Annotated in this window: 16 protein-coding genes; 5 read left to right on the top strand and 11 right to left on the bottom strand. The window is 61.2% G+C overall.

Going from position 1 to position 16,550, the window contains the following annotated elements; translation table 11 throughout:
- Window positions 1-39 precede the first annotated feature (39 nt).
- The 6 genes from AC0L2D_RS06390 to AC0L2D_RS06365 all read right to left on the bottom strand — a co-directional run bounded on the left by AC0L2D_RS06390 (window position 40) and on the right by AC0L2D_RS06365 (window position 5,371).
- Entirely contained in the window at window positions 40-1,371 is a 1,332-nt protein-coding gene (locus tag AC0L2D_RS06390) for a UDP-glucose dehydrogenase family protein (RefSeq protein WP_013528109.1), read from the bottom strand.
- A 67-nt stretch (window positions 1,372-1,438) separates the two neighbouring features.
- Window positions 1,439-2,293 (bottom strand): endo-1,3-1,4-beta-glycanase ExoK, encoded by an 855-nt coding sequence (gene exoK, locus AC0L2D_RS06385; RefSeq protein ID WP_473540625.1) that lies wholly within the window; start codon window positions 2,291-2,293, stop codon window positions 1,439-1,441.
- A 154-nt stretch (window positions 2,294-2,447) separates the two neighbouring features.
- The gene (locus AC0L2D_RS06380) at window positions 2,448-2,843 is read right to left on the bottom strand and encodes a single stranded DNA-binding domain-containing protein (RefSeq protein WP_473540624.1); all 396 of its coding nucleotides are present in this window, start codon (window positions 2,841-2,843) and stop codon (window positions 2,448-2,450) included.
- Between the two features lie 290 nt (window positions 2,844-3,133).
- Window positions 3,134-4,156, bottom strand: coding sequence for a glycosyltransferase family 2 protein (locus AC0L2D_RS06375; protein ID WP_013528112.1), 1,023 nt, complete (start codon window positions 4,154-4,156; stop codon window positions 3,134-3,136).
- A 91-nt stretch (window positions 4,157-4,247) separates the two neighbouring features.
- Complete coding sequence (locus AC0L2D_RS06370; RefSeq protein WP_473540623.1) at window positions 4,248-5,099, bottom strand: nucleotidyltransferase family protein; 852 nt, start codon at window positions 5,097-5,099, stop codon at window positions 4,248-4,250.
- Complete coding sequence (locus AC0L2D_RS06365; RefSeq protein ID WP_473540622.1) at window positions 5,096-5,371, bottom strand: hypothetical protein; 276 nt, start codon at window positions 5,369-5,371, stop codon at window positions 5,096-5,098. Before AC0L2D_RS06365 ends, AC0L2D_RS06370 begins: the two co-directional genes overlap by 4 nt.
- 514 nt (window positions 5,372-5,885) lie before the next feature.
- Between AC0L2D_RS06365 and AC0L2D_RS06360 the strand changes: the two genes are divergently transcribed.
- From AC0L2D_RS06360 to AC0L2D_RS06350, 3 genes are all read left to right on the top strand, one after another.
- On the top strand, window positions 5,886-6,038 hold the full coding sequence (locus AC0L2D_RS06360) for a lasso peptide (protein WP_010913078.1): 153 nt from the start codon (window positions 5,886-5,888) through the stop codon (window positions 6,036-6,038).
- Window positions 6,039-6,175: 137 nt separating this feature from the next.
- Entirely contained in the window at window positions 6,176-6,490 is a 315-nt protein-coding gene (locus AC0L2D_RS06355; RefSeq protein WP_027164264.1) for a PqqD family protein, read from the top strand.
- Window positions 6,491-6,659: 169 nt separating this feature from the next.
- Window positions 6,660-8,198 (top strand): lasso peptide biosynthesis B2 protein, encoded by a 1,539-nt coding sequence (locus tag AC0L2D_RS06350; RefSeq protein ID WP_473540621.1) that lies wholly within the window; start codon window positions 6,660-6,662, stop codon window positions 8,196-8,198.
- A gap of 109 nt (window positions 8,199-8,307) precedes the next feature.
- Here AC0L2D_RS06350 and AC0L2D_RS06345 read toward each other — a convergent pair whose 3' ends face one another.
- A complete protein-coding gene (locus AC0L2D_RS06345) occupies window positions 8,308-8,583 on the bottom strand; it encodes an exopolysaccharide production repressor ExoX protein (RefSeq protein ID WP_013528119.1) in 276 nt (91 codons plus the stop codon).
- A 601-nt stretch (window positions 8,584-9,184) separates the two neighbouring features.
- On the opposite strand from AC0L2D_RS06345, the gene AC0L2D_RS06340 reads away from it, so the two are divergent.
- Complete coding sequence (locus tag AC0L2D_RS06340) at window positions 9,185-9,862, top strand: sugar transferase (protein ID WP_013528120.1); 678 nt, start codon at window positions 9,185-9,187, stop codon at window positions 9,860-9,862.
- Between the two features lie 100 nt (window positions 9,863-9,962).
- Window positions 9,963-11,228, top strand: a complete 1,266-nt coding sequence (locus tag AC0L2D_RS06335) for a polysaccharide biosynthesis/export family protein (RefSeq protein ID WP_473540783.1) — start codon at window positions 9,963-9,965, stop codon at window positions 11,226-11,228.
- Window positions 11,229-11,417: 189 nt separating this feature from the next.
- On the opposite strand, the gene AC0L2D_RS06330 is transcribed toward AC0L2D_RS06335, so the two are convergent.
- From AC0L2D_RS06330 to AC0L2D_RS06315, 4 genes are all read right to left on the bottom strand, one after another.
- A complete protein-coding gene (locus AC0L2D_RS06330; RefSeq protein WP_473540619.1) occupies window positions 11,418-12,731 on the bottom strand; it encodes an O-antigen ligase family protein in 1,314 nt (437 codons plus the stop codon).
- A 201-nt stretch (window positions 12,732-12,932) separates the two neighbouring features.
- Window positions 12,933-13,760 carry an SDR family NAD(P)-dependent oxidoreductase gene (locus AC0L2D_RS06325; RefSeq protein ID WP_027164258.1) on the bottom strand — a complete coding sequence of 276 codons (828 nt, stop codon included), beginning with the start codon at window positions 13,758-13,760 and terminating at the stop codon, window positions 12,933-12,935.
- Between the two features lie 88 nt (window positions 13,761-13,848).
- Complete coding sequence (locus AC0L2D_RS06320) at window positions 13,849-14,343, bottom strand: acetone carboxylase subunit gamma (RefSeq protein ID WP_013528124.1); 495 nt, start codon at window positions 14,341-14,343, stop codon at window positions 13,849-13,851.
- A complete protein-coding gene (locus AC0L2D_RS06315) occupies window positions 14,340-16,544 on the bottom strand; it encodes a hydantoinase B/oxoprolinase family protein (protein ID WP_127384626.1) in 2,205 nt (734 codons plus the stop codon). Before AC0L2D_RS06315 ends, AC0L2D_RS06320 begins: the two co-directional genes overlap by 4 nt.
- Window positions 16,545-16,550: the final 6 nt, after the last annotated feature.

Below are 16,550 nucleotides of genomic sequence, written 5' to 3'. Positions count from 1 at the left end.
GTGCGGACCGGTCTTGCATCCGGCTGCCAGGGCCCGGTCTCATGCCGCCATTCTGCCGATCGAGTGATATTCGATGCCGTGGCGGGCGATGACCTTGGGGTCATAGAGGTTGCGGCCGTCGAAGATGACCGGCGTGGTCAGCGCGTCCTTCACCGCGTCGAAGGACGGCGCGCGAAAGCTCTTCCATTCTGTGGCGATCAGCAGCGCATCGGCGCCGCGCAGCGCCGCCTCCTTGGTGCCGCACAGAAGCAGGTCGTCGCGCAGCCCGTAGATGGCCTGGCATTCCTGCATCGCCTCGGGATCATAGGCCTGCACATTGGCGCCGGCCTTCCAGAGCGCCTCCATCAGGACGCGCGCCGGCGCCTCACGCATGTCGTCGGTGTTGGGCTTGAAGGCCAGACCCCAGAGCGCAAAGGTCCTGCCTTTGAGGTTGCCCTTGAAATAGCGGTCCACCTTGTCGAAGAGAACCGATTTCTGTGCGTTGTTGCGCTCCTCAACGGCGCGCAGCAGCTTGGCGTCGAACTTGACGCCTTCGGCGGTCTTGATCAGCGCCCGCACATCCTTCGGGAAGCACGAGCCGCCATAGCCGAGGCCCGGATAGATGAAATGGTAGCCGATGCGCGGATCGCTGCCGATGCCCTTGCGGACCTCCTCGATGTCGGCGCCGAGTTGTTCGGCCAGATTGGCCATCTCGTTCATGAAGCTGATCTTGGTCGCCAGCATGCAGTTGGCGGCATATTTGGTGAATTCTGCGCTGCGCACGTCCATCACGATCATCTTCTCATGGTTGCGATTGAACGGCGCGTAGAGTTCGCGCATCACAGCCTCGGTGTCCTCGCTGTCGGTGCCGACGATGATGCGGTCCGGCTTCATGCAGTCGGCAACCGCGGACCCTTCCTTGAGGAATTCCGGATTTGAAGCGACATCGAAAGCCAGGTCCTCGCGGCCTCTTTTCTTCAGCGTGTCGGCGATCCTGGCCTTCACCTTTTCGCAGGTGCCGACCGGCACAGTCGACTTGCCGACGACGATCTTGGGTTTGTCCATTTCGCGGCCGATGGTCTCGGCGACTGCCAGCACATATTTGAGGTCGGCCGAGCCGTCCTCACCCGGCGGCGTGCCGACCGCGATCATCTGGATCTCGCCATGCCTGACAGCGGCGGCGGCATCCGTTGTGAACTTGATGCGGCCGGCGGCATGGTTCTCCTTAACGAGGTTTTCCAAACCGGGTTCGAAAATGGGAACCAGGCCCTGGTTGAGCCGCTCGACCTTGGCGGCGTCGATGTCGACGCACACCACCTGGTGCCCGACTTCGGCAAGCACCGCCGCCTGCACGAGGCCGACATAGCCAATTCCAAACACCGTCAAATTCATTCGGTTTCATTCCCATGCAAGGCAGCGGACCGTTTTCGGTCCCGCCGGTTCAAATCGACTTTCCCAACTACTTTACACTGCATGCCAGCGATTCCGGAAATTGACAGGGTTCGCCGAGCGCCGTGAAGGCGACCCGCTCGACCTGCAGGGAAAGCTTGCGGCCCGGATCCGCGAACGCTCCCATCCAGCCCTTCATCGTATCGCTGCCCCAAAAGCTGAAGAATATCTTCTGTGCATGGCTGGGCAGCTTCGCCGGGTCGGTAATCGTGTTCACCAGTTGGCCGTTGACGTACCATCGCAAGCTGTCCTTCTGCCAGACGAAGGCGTAGTCGTTGAAGGCCTTCTCCGTGCCGCCCGGCACGTCGACCAGTTTCTCGTTCTTGCCCTTGCCCGCGATATAGGCGTTGACCTGCACCTTGGAGGTGTCCTTGGTCAGGACCTCGAAGTCGATCTCGTCCCAGGGCTGCTTGTCGCTTGGACCGATATAGGTGAAGAACGCGGCGTTGAGGCCGGAGCCGGTATCGGTCTTCAGCCGTGCCTCATAGGTGCCATAGCCGAAGCGCTGCCTGGTCTGGATCTCGCCGCAGACGTAGTCGCGATCCTTCAGCGTCTGCTTTTCGAAGCCGAGCGACAGCACACCATTCGACAGTTCGACCATATTTTTCGACCAGGTGCAATTCTGATGGCTGCCGTTGTTCCAGCCGTCGGAAACATACCAGCGCGTGCGGTCGAAGCTTTTGAAATCATCGACAAAGGACGGCGATGTCGGAATGTCCTGGGCATGGGAAGGGGTTGCCAGGAAACCGCCAAGAGCAGCCAGCAGCAACGCACCGAGCGACCCCAGCCGCCGGGCGGCTTGTCCGGTCCGATATGCGAGAGGCGGTGCGTCAATTGCCGTCGTAGGTTTCGGATTCCAATTCATACCAAACTCACCTTTGCGCTGTGTGTCCCCAACCCAAAGTCGACGTTCGAACCGCTCCTGCACGGGCCAACCTTGACCTTCCTTGTGACCCTCTCGATTGCTTCTGCTTCCCGCCTTGCATCAAATCTGTTGCAACAGTTCCGAGCCTTCACGTTCAACCTCTGCCGGCGCCTGCCGGCCAGGCGAATTCCGCCGCGGTGGCCGAGGAGGCATCCTCGTCAAAGACCATATCCAGCGAATGACGGAGCTCTTTCATCATGCCGTCCTGGCGCGACAGCGCCGCGATGCGGCGCTCGCAATTCAGGATCGACTGTGTCAGGGCGCTGACTTCCGAAGACCGCTTGTCGGAAGCAGAGCCGTTTTCCATCGCTTCGACCAGAAAGGCGGCGTTGGTCGACGTCGTCCGGTAGCGATTCTCAAGCCCGGCTCTCTCGGCCTCGATCTCGGCCGCAATCTGCTCGAACAGCTTTGCCAGACGATCAAGACGTGAAACATCGGCCTGACGGTCGCGGGCCGGATCCCTTGATCTGAAACCGAATATCGAGGCCATGAACTCAGGTTCCCGTCATCGCCGGCTTGTGGGCCGGGCTTCTGGCCGATCCCCGCAGCCGGGGCTCAAAAACTCGTGTTGCGTTGTCGTGCTCCTTTTGAGGGAGAGACATCAGACCAATCCGATCGGGGGCCAAGTTCGGCTGGTCGTCCACTATGCTGCACCGCAACATAGACTGCCATCGTCGGAGCCGCGAGGCAACCACCCAATTCGTAAACTCATAAATCCGGCCGAAATGGTTTACGTGATGACATGCCGCGAGTGGACAAATCGCTGCATCGGGACCGCTCTCAGCGTTCCTTGCCCGTGCTGGTTCCGGCCATCAGAAAGCGCAGCGGCGGCACAGGCTTTTGGCTGGACACAAGGCCGACACGACGAAACAGCGCCTCGAGCTTGTCGGAAGCCACGCCCTGGACGATGGGGACGAGGTTGGACAGGCTGGCGAAGGCGTAAGCCGCAGCCGAGCCCAGCCCCCGCTCGGCCTTGACGTCAAGGAAATTACGCAGCCGATATTTGTCGCGCACGTGCCGTTCATGCCGCCGCAGCACCGCCTTCGAGCCTTCCGGCAGGCTGTCGATCGCCAGCAGCGCCAGATCCGCATCGGCCAAACGCTTCAAGTCCTGGGTCTTGTGGCGGCCGCTCAGGGAATCGGCGCGGACGATGGCGCCGTAGCCGCAGGAGCGAATGACCTTGAACCGCGCCCCGCATGCGACCGCGCGGGCGTAGAGTTCATAGTCCTCGCCCAGCCGCAGGCTCTCGTCGTAGCTCAACCCATGGCGGTCGAGGAAGGCACGGCTGATCACCGGCTTCAAAAAGCCCAGTTCGCCCCTCTGCACGCGGCGCCTGGAGATGTTGCCTTCGACGAAACGCTCGAAATCGAGGAATTCCGGATCGGCGGCAAATTGCGGCGCGACGATTTTCGTCGCGTCGCCTGTCGCATCATCCCTGATCAGCATGATGTTGTCGGCGGCGAAATCCCAATCGGCGCCGGCAAACAAGTTGCGAAACCGGCCTTCGAGGAAGAAATCGTCGGCATCGAGAATGCTGATGAACGGCGATTTCGAGCCGGCGATGGCTGCGTTGCGGGCAAAGGAGGGGCCGCGATTGACATCGAGGCGCATCACGGAGAGCCGCCCGCTGCCATCATCGGCGGATCGTGCGACACCGGCGGTGTCGTCGGTGGAGGCATCGTCGACGACCACGACCTCCGCCACTTCCGGTTCGCGCAATGCGGATGCGATGGCGACGGCGATTGTCGCTGCGGCGTTTTTTGCCGCGATGATCACGCAGACCTCGGATTTCGTCATCGACATGGATTTGCCTCTCGTACAGGTAATATCGATTTGCCCTCGCCCCGTACTCGTTCGATGCACTACAGAATTGCCATCAGCATCCAATTTACCTTCAGCGACTCGCCGGCCGCTCGAAGATGCGGCGGCTGATATCGGCGGACGCCGCCCAGCCTGCTTCGGCCAGATAGCGGACCGGCGCGCGGCCGCACAGTTCCCAAAGCACCGTTCGCCGCTGCGGCCACCGCAGCGACGGCAGCCACGGCGCGATGACCATGCCGAGCAGATCCTCATTGCCGATGCGCGGCAGGATCCTGGTCGCGCGCTGCGACAGCAGCGTGCCGGCACCGCCGAGTAGCACGTCGGCGGCGCGCAGGCCAAGCAGCAGCGTGTCGTCCAGACCTTGCGCGGTAGCGGCATCGAGCAAACGCTGCTGATCCGCCTCGTCGAGGCGGCCGGCGCTGGCGCCGATATCACAGACGTATCCGGCGCAGGGTTCCCGGTTGAAAAGTGCCTTGGCGACGCTGATGCAGGACAAAAGCAATGTATCGGCCACCGAGGTGAACGGCACCGTCGCACCGGCGATTTCGACCTGTCGCTTGCGCCGCAGGAACCCGTCCGCGTCGCGCGGGCTTGGCGAGCCGGGCTGCTGGAGGCGGTAGTGGAGATCGACGGTGGACGACCTCGGCCCGTCGTCCCGGGTCATGTGCTGTTCGCCGAGGAAGCGGACCCACCAGACGGAGCTCGACTTGCCTGATACCTCATAGCCGATCTTGCGAAGCGCATCACGCGCCCTGAAAAATCCGAGCGGCGAAACCAGGATGTCGACATCGCCCGAGGGCTTCATAAAATGGTCGTCGTAGAGAAGTTGCTGCTGGAACGGACCCTTCAGAAAAACGAAATCGATCTCGCTGGCGCGCAGCACGTCCTGGATCGCCATCGAATCCATGATGCAGGACGCGTTCATCGAAACCGTTTTCCTGCGGTAGGTGTCGAGCCATTGGAAAGCTTAGTTGGCCTCTGAAGCGCGGGTGCGCGCGAAAGCGCCTTGAGGACAAAGACGGCGACCTTGTTCAGCCTGGCAATCTCGGCAATTTTTTCACCGTCAAGATGGCGCATCGAAACGTCGCCCGCGCCCGGGCCGGCGAAAAACAATCGCAGGCAAGCCTGCACACAGGCCACCTCGCCGGCACAGCCGGCGGCGCGCAATCGTTCGTATGAGCCATCCGGCAAGGCCATTTAGCGCACAGTCTCCCAAGAAAGCGTTTCGCGCCGACACTTATGCTGCAAGTGCGAAGCAAGCATCACCAAAAACCTCGATGCCGTAAAGCCTTTCCTTCTGCGGTGCGAATTTTTGCCACCAAAGCGTCTATCGAGGTGGCATCGGAAAGCAGTGAAAACCGCGGTTGAAATGTCCCTTGCCACGTCGGCTTAGGCAATCTCCGGACGATTTCTCAAAAGGAAATTCTTTTCATTAGAGAGGCCTAAATATAGGCACAACGCAAACGGCTTATGCAAGCAAAATCAAATGCTTAAAGAATCAGCACAGGCGCGATCGTCGTGCACAAGGAATCGGCTACAAAATGACAAGTTTTAGGCATGCCGCTCATGTGACGACGCCAGCAACCGTAATTGATTAACAGAAAGTAAAACAGTCTTGACTCATAAATGCTGCCGTGCAGCTATTGCATTGCAGCATAAAAGTGCTGACGGCACTCGACAGGCCGTTTCCAGTCCTAAATCGGAGAGTAAAATGGAACAGAATGTTGAAAAGCATGAATATGAAACGCCAAGCCTGACGGTCCATGGTTCGATTGAGACCATCACCCAGGGCGGCGGCGGCAGCACGGCGATCGACGCATCGTTCCCCGCGCATACGCCGATTGGCGACCTGACGTTCTCCTGAGACTTACAGCCGATTCCAGAGTGACATGTTGGGACTCTGGATTCAAAAGCAGACGTAAGAGGGGTCGGGGGGCCAGCCTCCCGATTTCTCCTGCGCCACCTGGAGATGTCGCAGCGTTTTGTCAGCGAGGTTTGGGGATGAACGGGGAGCTATCCGACCGTGATCTGGGCGACCACGATAGCGTGTGCGCGACCAAGGATGCCGTGGCTTGCGAGTTCGGAGATGGCTTGGCGCTGCTCAATCTCAAATCCAATGTCTACTACAGCCTGAATGGCGTCGGCGCCTTCATCTGGGATTTGATCCAGGAACCCCGGTCGATCGGCGACATCCGCAGCGCCGTGCTTGCGCGCTACAATGTCGACCCGGTGCGCTGCCAGGCCGATGTCGACGCATTGCTGAAGGGCCTGGCCGATAATGGGCTTGCGAGACGGCATCATGAGGCACTTGTCTAAGCCGGTCCAGCACAAGTCCCTGGTTTCACGGGCCCTGGCTTCGCGGGCCCTGGCTTCGCGGGCCACGGCTTTACGGCAGGAACCGGCGAGAGAAACAAACGTCAAGCAGACGAAGCGCGGGGGAAGCCGGCGCGGGCTGGTCAGGATTTTCTCCCTGACTGGCTCGGAAATGATCTTCCTTGGCCATTGCCTGCTGGTGGTGGCGACAGTTCGGCTGGGGCTGACGCTGTTGTCCTACAATCGTGTACGCTGCCTGGTGACGCGCCTCGACGCGCGGCAGTGCGCCTCAATGGGCGAACTGCGGCGTGTCGCCTGGGGCGTTGCCGCCGCGGCCCGTTTCGTCCCTTACGCCACGTGCCTGACCCAGGCGCTCTCCGGCCAGTATATTCTCGCCCGCCAAGGCAATGAATCGACGATACGCATCGGCATCGAACGTGGCACAGTCATCGGCATCCTGATGTTCGTGGCGCTGCGGCCCTTCCGGGCACGGGCCACTGCCTTCGGCCGTGTGCTAACCGCCAATCGCCAGGACCAGTACCGGACGGTCTCGGAATTTCTCGGCGGCATCAAGGTGGCCAAGAGCCTGAACGTCGAGGACAGCTATTTCGCGCAGCTGCGGTCGACGCTTGAGAGGATGAAGGCCGACAACATCGACTATGTGCGCAACAGCACCATCGGCACTGCTGTATTCCAGGTGGCGAGCGTCGTGGGCCTGAGCCTGTTCATCTATGTGGCTTTGGTCCGCTTCAACCTGTCGCTGGCCGAGATCGTCGTCCTGCTCCTGGTCTTCATGCGTATCGCGCCGCGCTTCATGGACATGCAGACGCAGGCCCAGCAAGTGCTGATCAACCTGCCCGCCTTTACGGCAATGCGCAGCCTGCAGGCACGTTTCGACGCCGAACGCGAACCCGGCCATACCGAGTTCGCCGACGCCGGGACGCTCTCCTTCAATACGGGATTGAATATTCGCGGCGTGTCCTTCGCCTACGGAGATGCTGTCGACAAGGCGGTGGTGAGCGGCATCACCTTCGGCCTGCCGGCCGGCAAGGTCACCGCCCTGATCGGGCCGTCCGGATCGGGCAAGAGCACGATCGCCGACATGCTGCTTGGCCTGCTGGAGCCCACCACCGGCAAGATGCTTGTCGATGGCGTCGAGATCGACGCCAGCAATCGCCGTCGCTGGCGCGACCAGGTGGCCTATGTGCCGCAGGACGTGTTCCTCCTGCACGACACGATCGCGGCGAACCTGCGCCTCGCCGCGCCCCGGGCCAGCGATGGCGATCTGTGGGCAGCGCTGCGTCAGGCGCACGCCGGCGAGTTTGTCGAACGGCTCGACCTCAGGCTCGATACGGTGGTCGGCGATCGCGGCGTGCGGCTCTCGGGCGGCGAACGCCAGCGCATCGCGCTCGCGCGCGCGCTGCTGCGCAAGCCGTCGCTGCTCATCCTCGACGAGGCGACCAGCGCGCTCGACTGGCAGAACCAGTCGCTGATCGCCAGGTCGATCGATGGATTACGCGGTACGATGACGATCCTGACCATCGCGCACCGGCCGTCGATGATCGCCTTCGCCGACTGGGTGGTGGCGATGGAAAACGGCCGTATCGTCGAGGTCGGCCAATATCAGCGGCTGAAGGAAAAAACCGGCAGCCGGTTGTCGAGGATGCTGTCGGGGGAACAGTCGGAGAGCGAACCCGCTGATGTGGCGTGAGCCGGCGACCAAGACGCGTCGCGCCGAGACGGATTCACGGGGCGCTTTGGTCCCTTTGTCTCGAAGCATGTCGTTGCCGCCAAACCGGGCCACGTTTGAGCAGTCTGCATCAATGCAGGCCGCGCCTGGCACCGCCCAGCTTCTCGCTTTCGGCGACCTCGGGTGCGTTCAGTTTGCGCTCGGCGTCACGAGCTATGTCGGCAGGCGTCGGCGCGCTCCTGGCGATCATGGTGTAGATGAGCACGAAATAGCCGGCCTGAATGGTCACGGCGCAGATGATGACACGCACCAATATCGTGCCTATCGACGCACCGCCCAGCCAGGACCAGCCGACGACGATCGCCAGAGCGAAAATCATCCCGAGGATGAATTTTGGAAGTGCCATACCCAACAGCCCATAAACCGGCTCGGGTATTATCGCGATTGCCCCACCCGAGCGCCGTCCCTTGTCATGTGGGCTTGTTAAGGTCGCCCACTCTCGACCGGTTGCTTCCGGCCTTTTCCACCTGTCGTCACCGTGACAGGTATAATTTGCAATTCTATTAAGGCGAGCAATAGGCGGCAAGGGCAACTTCGGTTATTTTTGATCGAGCTTTTGCGATCGACTCTGCCATGTTGCAATGCACGCAACGGGAGCTAGGCCGATATCCTCTCGTCGATATTTTTTAGTAAAATTGGCAATATTAAGTAGTATTTTATACGGTTTTGACCAAGCATCACGGCATGATGAAGCACTAATTTGTACCTCGCCTTGGCAAATAGGTAGGTCCGCCTAAAAACCGCCCCACAAAGGCCTCTATTTTTTCGGCTGTGCCCATTTATTGTCACAAATGTGCTAAATATGCCGAAATTTGTGCATGGCAAGCTTATTATTTAGTCATTTCATGACGTGACTATTTCAACGGGGTGGTAAATTGTGTGTTGCGCTGCAACATTTTTTGGGTATCGTGTGGTGAACCATTCGTTCAACGCATGGAGTTTACGGCATGAGGGACGTTGCCAAGTCGGCCACCGCGAGCTTTTCGCAGGCTGACATCGATTTTCCGCCGCCGATCGGCGGCCTGCTCAAACGCAGCTTCGATATCACCGGTTCATTGATTGGCTTGATCGCCCTCAGCCCGCTATTTGTCATGATAGCGCTGCTCGTCAAGTTTTCCGACGGCGGCTCGATTTTCTACGGCCACAGGCGAATCGGGCGGGGCGGACGGATTTTTCCGTGCCTGAAGTTCCGCACCATGGTTCCGGACGGCGACAAGGTGCTGGCAGCCTATCTCGCCACCAACCCGGACGCCAACGCGGAATGGATCGCGACCCGCAAGCTGAAGAACGACCCGCGCGTCACCCGCGTTGGAGCGGTGCTGAGGAAACTCAGCCTCGATGAGTTGCCGCAGATCATCAACATCCTGCAGGGCGATATGAGCCTTGTCGGTCCGCGTCCGGTTGTGCGCGACGAACTAGAGATCTATGGCACATCCGCCGTCTACTACCTGAAATCGCGTCCGGGCCTGACCGGCCTGTGGCAGGTCAGCGGCCGCAACGATGTGTCCTATGACAGCCGCGTCGCCTTCGACCGTCACTATGTCGAGAACTGGTCGCTGTTCGAGGACGTTCGCATCATCATCAAGACCGTCCCGGCCGTCTGGATGTCGCGCGGTTCTTACTGACCGGCCGGTGGCCAATGCCAGACATTGGCGTCGGCCATTCGACGCAAGCTCATCGGGCGATGGGGCTATAGCGGATCGGAACGTTGAGTTGAAAACAGATTTGTTCGAAACCTTTCGCAGCGGCCCGGATTCCGGCCGGCTGCGGCGGGCGCGTTTGCTGGCCACATGCCTTGCCATGGCCCTCGTCGTCCCGCACATCGCCGCCGCCGGCGACTATCGCCTCGGCTCGCAGGACAAGCTCACCATCCGCGTCGCCGAATGGCAGACCGTGGAAGGCACATTCCGTGACTGGTCGGCGGTGAATGGCGAGTACACGGTCGGTCCATCCGGCACGCTGTCGGTGCCGTTCGCCGGCGAACTGCCGGCCTCCGGCAAGACCACGTCCGAAATCGCAACGGCGATCGGCGAGGCTTTGCAGAAAAAGCTCGCTTTGTCAGACAGACCGGAAGCCTCGGTCGAGATGGCGCAGTTCCGGCCATTCTACATTTCGGGCGAAGTCCAGAACCCCGGCCAGTTTCCTTATGTGCCCGACCTGACGGTGTTGAAGGCCATCAGCGTCGCCGGAGGCATCCGGCGAAACGCCGACTACGGCCCCCAGCTCGGCAAGGACCTGGTCACCGCCAAGGGCATGTTCGACATCTCCGACGACCAGCGCATCCGACTGATCGTAAGGCGCGCCCGCATCGATGCGGATATGGCCGGAAAGGCGAGTTTCGACGTGCCGAAGGAGGTCGAGGGCGATCCGAGACTGCCAGCCATCGTGGCGGACGAGATGACGATCCTGACAGCGGACCAAAAGGCGCTGAAGCTGAAGCTTGAAGCGCTCGACGATCTCAAAGGGGTTTTGGAATCCGAGATCGAATCGCTGCAGAAGAAGATCGTCAACCAGCAGCAGCAGGTCGACTTGGCGCAGCAGCAGCTCGCCAGCATCGGCCCGCTGGCGCAGAAAGGCCTGATCGCCAACGCCCGACTGCTGGATTCGCGCCAGTCGGTTGCCGACCTGCAGGGCAAGATCCTGGACTACGAAACCGCCATCCTCACCGCCAAGCAGGCGATCAGCAAGGCGAAGCAGGATGCTATCGATGCCCAGAACACCTTGAGTTCAAGTCTCGCCACTGACCGGCAGCAGACCGAAGCCGACCTGAACGAGGCCGCGTTGAAGGTGAACATGCAGAAAGGCCTGATAGCCCAGGCCAGCGATCCCGCGATGGCGGCCGCTATGACAAATGATCAGCAGCCGACCCTGCTCTATTCGCTGGTGCGCAATGTCGACGGCAAGACCAGCGAAATAGCCGCCAAGGAAGAAACCCCGGTGCTGCCTGGCGATGTGATCAAGATCAAGCTGGCGCCGCTGGCCAGCCAGTAGACCAACTTCCAACAGATCCGGTGTTTCGAGCCAGAGCCTCACCCGACAAACCGGGATGAGGCTCTGGCTCAGTTGTTTGAACATCTCCCTGCGGAAACTATAATAGCCGTCTCGGGATCGACGCTTCCCGTCCGAGCACATGCTTGCTCAAAAAGGAAGGCCGCTCCCTTCAGCCCGCGAGATGATAATTTATGAGGGACCGGCGCCCGCCGGATGGCCGGCATACCGAGGCCAGTCAGTCTCGCCCCCGGCCCCGTCAGCCGGCTCCAGAGCCGGTGACCGCCGCCTGCGGGTAACGGGCAGCCGCGCCAGCTTGAAGAAGCTGAAATACATCAGGAAAGAACCCATGATGTAGGGGTTGAGTATCTCGACCTCGACGAAGGAGCGGATCAGCAGCAGGACCATCACGCCGAAAAGGATCACCGAGTCCGCCTGCCATGCCTTGAAGATCACCGCCGAGACGTGGCCGTATAGCGTGCGCAGCATGATCAGCGACACCAGCGTCGCTCCGACGAAGCCGAGTTCGACGAGGGCCTCGATATAGGTGTTGTGGAAGTGGAAGCCGGTGCGGGTGGTGATGTAGAATTCGTTCCACAGCCGCTCGGCTTCAGCGAAACCCTGCACCCAATAGGCGGCATAGCCGACGCCGAGAATCGGCGATTTCTGGACCGTGTTCCAGCCTTGCTCCCACAGATAGGTTCGCCCGGTGAGCGTCGAATCCTTGCCGAAGAGGCCGAGGACGAAGTCCATCAACCCGAGATTCAAGGCGACGAAGGCCGTCACGACCAGCAGGCCGGCGCCGATCAGGAAGATGACCCGGCGATAGCGTCGTGACAGAAGTTTGCTCATCGCAAGAAGCGCCACCAGCGCCAGAACCGCGGGTATCGAGGCCATCGAGGTGGCGGAATGCGAGGCGACCAGGACATAGGCCGACAGCAGCACGACGGGCACCGCCAGGATGAAGCTCAGCCGGCCGCGCCTGTAGAACGCAAGGAAGACGACGCAGAAATAGATGCCGAGCGAGCCGACAAAGCCGATCTGGTTCTTGGAGGCGAAGGCGCCGACGAAGTTGACGGTGCCGTCAAGAACGTCCTCGGAATAATTCCCGACCTTCAGCGAATAGATGAGGACGACGAATATCCCGATCAGCGCCCCTATGGTCAGCGTGCGCACGCTGACGGTGCGCGCAGCTACGTAGGCGCAGGCAATATGGGAAAAGTACTGGACCGACGTCCTTGCGGTGACGCCGGGAGCCTGCGACCAGAAAACCGAGAAGCAGACATAGGCAGCAAACAGCAGCGGCAGCCAGGCGCTGGACAGATGCCTCACAAACCGCCGGTAGTCGACCAGGATGAGCGGGAGCCAGACCGCATAGTAGGCCAGGATCAATATCTGGCCGAAGATGACCGAATAAGAAAACGCCCAGATCGAAACGGCTACGGCAAAGGCGCCATAGACCGAATTCTTCTCGGGATCGATCAGCAGGGACTTTGGAATCTTCATCTCAGAGTCCCGCCGACACGACCCAGGGCCGGCAAGCCATGAGCCGGCCGGAATCTTCGCAGACATGGGCGTGCAATAAACGGCGTCTCCATTGTGCAGTGCAATATAACCTATTGCGCCCGGCGCTCAATGGCAAATCCGGTCACCTTGTCTTACAGCGAGGCATCTGCGGAGAGATCAGCCGGTTGCGTGTCCGAGACGCTACCAAAGCGCTCCGCCGGTGATCTGGATGTTTTCCATGGTGATGCCCTTGGCGAGATCCGAGCACAGGAAGACGGCCAGAGCGGCAATCTCCTGCGGCTGCAGCAGGCGCTGCTGCGGGTTGCCCCTGGCGATCTCGGCCATCGCTTCCTCTGGCGTGCGCCCCTTGCCTTCGCGCTCGACGACCTGCGCCACATTGCGGCGCATCAGTTCGGTCTCGACCCAGGTCGGGCTGATCATAACGCAGGTGACGCCATGCGCCGCCCCTTCCAGCGCCACGCAGCGGGTGAGACCCAGCAGGCCGGCCTTGGACGCGCAGTAGGCCGGGTTGTCCTTCCACCCGACCAAGGCGGCCGTCGAGCCAATGTTGACGATGCGGCCCCAGCCGCGCTCGATCATACCCGGCAGCACGGCACGCGTGACGCGGAAGGCGCCGGTCAGGTTGGTGTCGACGATCTTGTCCCAAAGCGCGTCGGAATGGCCGCAGACCGGCTGCTCGGCGGTGGTGCCGGCGGCGTTGACCAGAATGTCGGCGGGGCCGATGGCCGTCTCGGCGTCAGCCGCGAAACGGTTGGTGACGTCGCTGTCGCGAACGTCAAGGTGTGCGGCGTGAACTTTCGTTCCATGGGCGGCAAGGGCCGAGCGCACGCGCTCGATCTCGTCGGCGGCCGGATAGTAGGCGGCATCGGATCTGTCGGCGCCGGCAGGCGCGATGTAGGAGCCGACGGCGACATTGGCCCCAGCCTCGGCCAAAGCCGTGGCAATGGCGAAGCCCATGCCCGAGAAACCGCCGGTCACGATGGCGCTACGGCCGGAAAGGTTGTTCATGGCGCACGGTCTCCGCTTCGTTTGGGCAGGCAATCAGTCCTGACCGGATTTGGCAATCACAGCGGCGCAGCCCTCCATCGACGAGCGTTCAGGACCCCTGAAGCGGTCTGCCCAGCCATTCGCGATAAAAGCCTTCGAGGTCGGGTTCGAAATCATGCACGATGGGATAACCGGGTGCCGCCGCCTCGACCTCATGCAGCGTCCCGCACTCCGGGCAGATGAACTCCCGGATTTCCATCCATTCGGGATCAGGGAGATCGCTGTTGGGATAGATCTCGCGCAAAGCCTCCTCGGTGTTGCGCACGTTAATCGCGGCGTTGAGCTTCCAGTTCTTCCGATAGTCGCCGAAGGAGTGGCCGCATTCGCAGCGGGTAATGCGCTCATCGCCGCTCTGGCAGATGAACAGATGGTCCGAGACCGGCAGCAGGATCGGGTCCTTCCAGGCGACACGATCCTGATAGACGGCAACCATCTTGAAGAAACGGTCGTCATCCTTGTAGGCACTCATGATGCGCCTTGTCTGCGGCCAGGGCAGCTTGCCGGCGGCCAGATCGCCCAGAACTTCCTTGCTGTATGAGGTCATGGCTTGGCTCCCGGCGTGAAGATCGATTTGGCGTCGACGTTCCAGAAATCGCTGAATTCCTTGGTGAAGCGCGACGACAGCTTGATCGCGCTGGCGTACATTTTCTTCACTTCGGGCGCGAAGTCGGCCTTTCCGACGCGGCCACGCTCCTTGGCGATCCAATCCGCCACCGGAATCGCGTTAGCCAGGCGCTCTTTGCGCATGGCGGCGCGGCGTTCGACCGTGGCGTCGATATCGGCGACGGGATAACCGTCTTCATCGTCCTTCAGCACAATGCCGAAAACCTGGTCCGCCGCTTCACGGGTGAGAAAGCCGTTCTCGACATCCCATGCCGTCTTGATCGGATCGCGCTCCAGCACGTCGCCATAGCCGCCACCGCCATTGTAGGAATGGCTGAAGATGTCGCCGGATTTGTGCGGCGAGGTGATGTAGGGGCCTTCGACCACGACATGGTCACCGCCGATGTTCTTCTCGTAGTCGGAGACGTCAGGGTCGATGCCGGGCGCATGCGCCAGCGGTTCGCCTTTTGCTGCCAGTTCGTGAATGTCTGAGTTGCGCACCGCGCGATGCTTCTGGCAGGTCGGCGCCGGATAACCACCGCACATGCCGCCATTGTCGAACACGCGCGAGGAGTGCTCGGAGGTGTGGAGCCGCAGATGTGAGGTCTTGTTGATCAGCCAGGTCGAGACGAAGGAACAGCCACCGCGATATTTGCCGGCGCCGCCGGAATTCGGCACGATCGAACGGCCGATATAGACCATCGGCATCGACTGTTCCCAGACCTCGATGTTGCCCATGTCGGATTCCGGGTTCCAGCCGACATAGGCGGTGTCGAGACCGTCCTTGATGGCGAGCGCCCCGGACCCGGCGGCAGCGCACTCGAAATGCGCCATGCCGAACGGCGTGCCGTATTGGCTTTCGCCGCCCATCTCGATCATCGGGCTGTTGACCTGGCCGACAAAGGCCTCCTCGACGAAGCCGCGCGCGACAAAACTGCGCGACAAAAGCCGCTGGAAAACGCCGTAGGCCGGCAGCAGCAGCGCCCATGAGGTGGCGGTGGCCACCATCTCGTTGTCGGGGTTGGTCCAGGTGCCGTGCGGCAGTTTCAGTTCGGTCGCCATCCAGGCACCGTCATTGACCAGGCCTTCGAAATTCATGTGCTGGGTCAGCGTCACGAACATGCCGCCATCCATGCCGGCCGGCGTGCAGTTCATCGAATGGTAGCCCCAGGGCTGCGTGCCCTCGAAGTCCATGGTGATCTTGCCGTCTGACGTGATCTCCATCTCGATCGGGATGTTGTAGAGCCAGTCGGGATCGCCGAGCAGCTGGAAGCCGGGCTTTCCCGCCGTGACATGGCCGTAGAACGTGTGGCCGCGGTAGATGCCGGGCACGGTGAGCTGGCGGGTGCGGGCGAGCTGGGCGCGACGGCCTTCCTCGATGAACTCCTTCGACACCTTCATCCAGTAGTCGAGGCCGATCTCGGAGATCAGCTGCTTGACGCTTTCGCGCATGTCGATGCAGGAGGCGACCTTGGCCTTCTCGTCGAGCACCCAGTAGATCGGCATGCGCAGATTGCGCTCGCAGCGGATGACGTAGTCGCGCCGGATCTCGTCATTCTCGCCGATCTTCTCGGCGCAGACGAACAGGCCTTCGGTGAAGCGCTCCTGCGCCAGGCAGACATCGCCGCCCGGCGTGATGCCGCCGGCTTCCAGTTCGTGGCAGACGGCACCGGCCCAGCCGACCAGCGTGCCTTCATGGAAGATCGGCACCACATCCATGACATCAGGCACCTGCACGGTGCCGATGAAGGCGTCGTTGTTGGCGAAGATATCGCCTTCACGGATTTTCGGGTTTTCCTCGTAATTGTTCTTGATCATCCATTTGATGAAGCGGCTCATCGTATGGACATGCACCATGATGCCGTTGGAGAGCGCGATGGCGTCGCCTTCGGGCGTATAGATGGCGACCACCATCTCGCCGACTTCGCGCACGCCGGGCGAGGCCGAGATGCGGCGGGCCATTTCGCGAGCCGAGACGCAATAGGCGCGCAGCTTGGTGTGCAGCGTCTCGAACTTCAGCGGATCCTGGTTGCGCAGCGTGAGTTCCGTGATGCCGTCATAGCAGCCGGTCTCTTCCATCAGCCGCTCGGAATCGAGCAGTCTTTCGCGAAGGCGCAGGGCCGAGGCAGGTTTGTCCAACATGGCGGT

The organism is Mesorhizobium sp. WSM4833, from assembly GCF_055811095.1.
Note: the sequence above shows the minus strand (reverse complement) of the source record. Positions and strands in the feature narration are given on the sequence as shown.

Bases quoted from the DNA above. Each gene is read 5' to 3' on its own strand.
- AC0L2D_RS06390 (WP_013528109.1), bottom strand. From the start codon at position 1,371: ATGAATTTGACGGTGTTTGGAATTGGCTATGTCGGCCTCGTGCAGGCG.
- exoK (WP_473540625.1), bottom strand. From the start codon at position 2,293: ATGAATTGGAATCCGAAACCTACGACGGCAATTGACGCACCGCCTCTC.
- AC0L2D_RS06380 (WP_473540624.1), bottom strand. From the start codon at position 2,843: ATGGCCTCGATATTCGGTTTCAGATCAAGGGATCCGGCCCGCGACCGT.
- AC0L2D_RS06375 (WP_013528112.1), bottom strand. From the start codon at position 4,156: ATGTCGATGACGAAATCCGAGGTCTGCGTGATCATCGCGGCAAAAAAC.
- AC0L2D_RS06370 (WP_473540623.1), bottom strand. From the start codon at position 5,099: ATGAACGCGTCCTGCATCATGGATTCGATGGCGATCCAGGACGTGCTG.
- AC0L2D_RS06365 (WP_473540622.1), bottom strand. From the start codon at position 5,371: ATGGCCTTGCCGGATGGCTCATACGAACGATTGCGCGCCGCCGGCTGT.
- AC0L2D_RS06360 (WP_010913078.1), top strand. From the start codon at position 5,886: ATGGAACAGAATGTTGAAAAGCATGAATATGAAACGCCAAGCCTGACG.
- AC0L2D_RS06355 (WP_027164264.1), top strand. From the start codon at position 6,176: ATGAACGGGGAGCTATCCGACCGTGATCTGGGCGACCACGATAGCGTG.
- AC0L2D_RS06350 (WP_473540621.1), top strand. From the start codon at position 6,660: ATGATCTTCCTTGGCCATTGCCTGCTGGTGGTGGCGACAGTTCGGCTG.
- AC0L2D_RS06345 (WP_013528119.1), bottom strand. From the start codon at position 8,583: ATGGCACTTCCAAAATTCATCCTCGGGATGATTTTCGCTCTGGCGATC.
- AC0L2D_RS06340 (WP_013528120.1), top strand. From the start codon at position 9,185: ATGAGGGACGTTGCCAAGTCGGCCACCGCGAGCTTTTCGCAGGCTGAC.
- AC0L2D_RS06330 (WP_473540619.1), bottom strand. From the start codon at position 12,731: ATGAAGATTCCAAAGTCCCTGCTGATCGATCCCGAGAAGAATTCGGTC.
- AC0L2D_RS06325 (WP_027164258.1), bottom strand. From the start codon at position 13,760: ATGAACAACCTTTCCGGCCGTAGCGCCATCGTGACCGGCGGTTTCTCG.
- AC0L2D_RS06320 (WP_013528124.1), bottom strand. From the start codon at position 14,343: ATGACCTCATACAGCAAGGAAGTTCTGGGCGATCTGGCCGCCGGCAAG.
- AC0L2D_RS06315 (WP_127384626.1), bottom strand. From the start codon at position 16,544: ATGTTGGACAAACCTGCCTCGGCCCTGCGCCTTCGCGAAAGACTGCTC.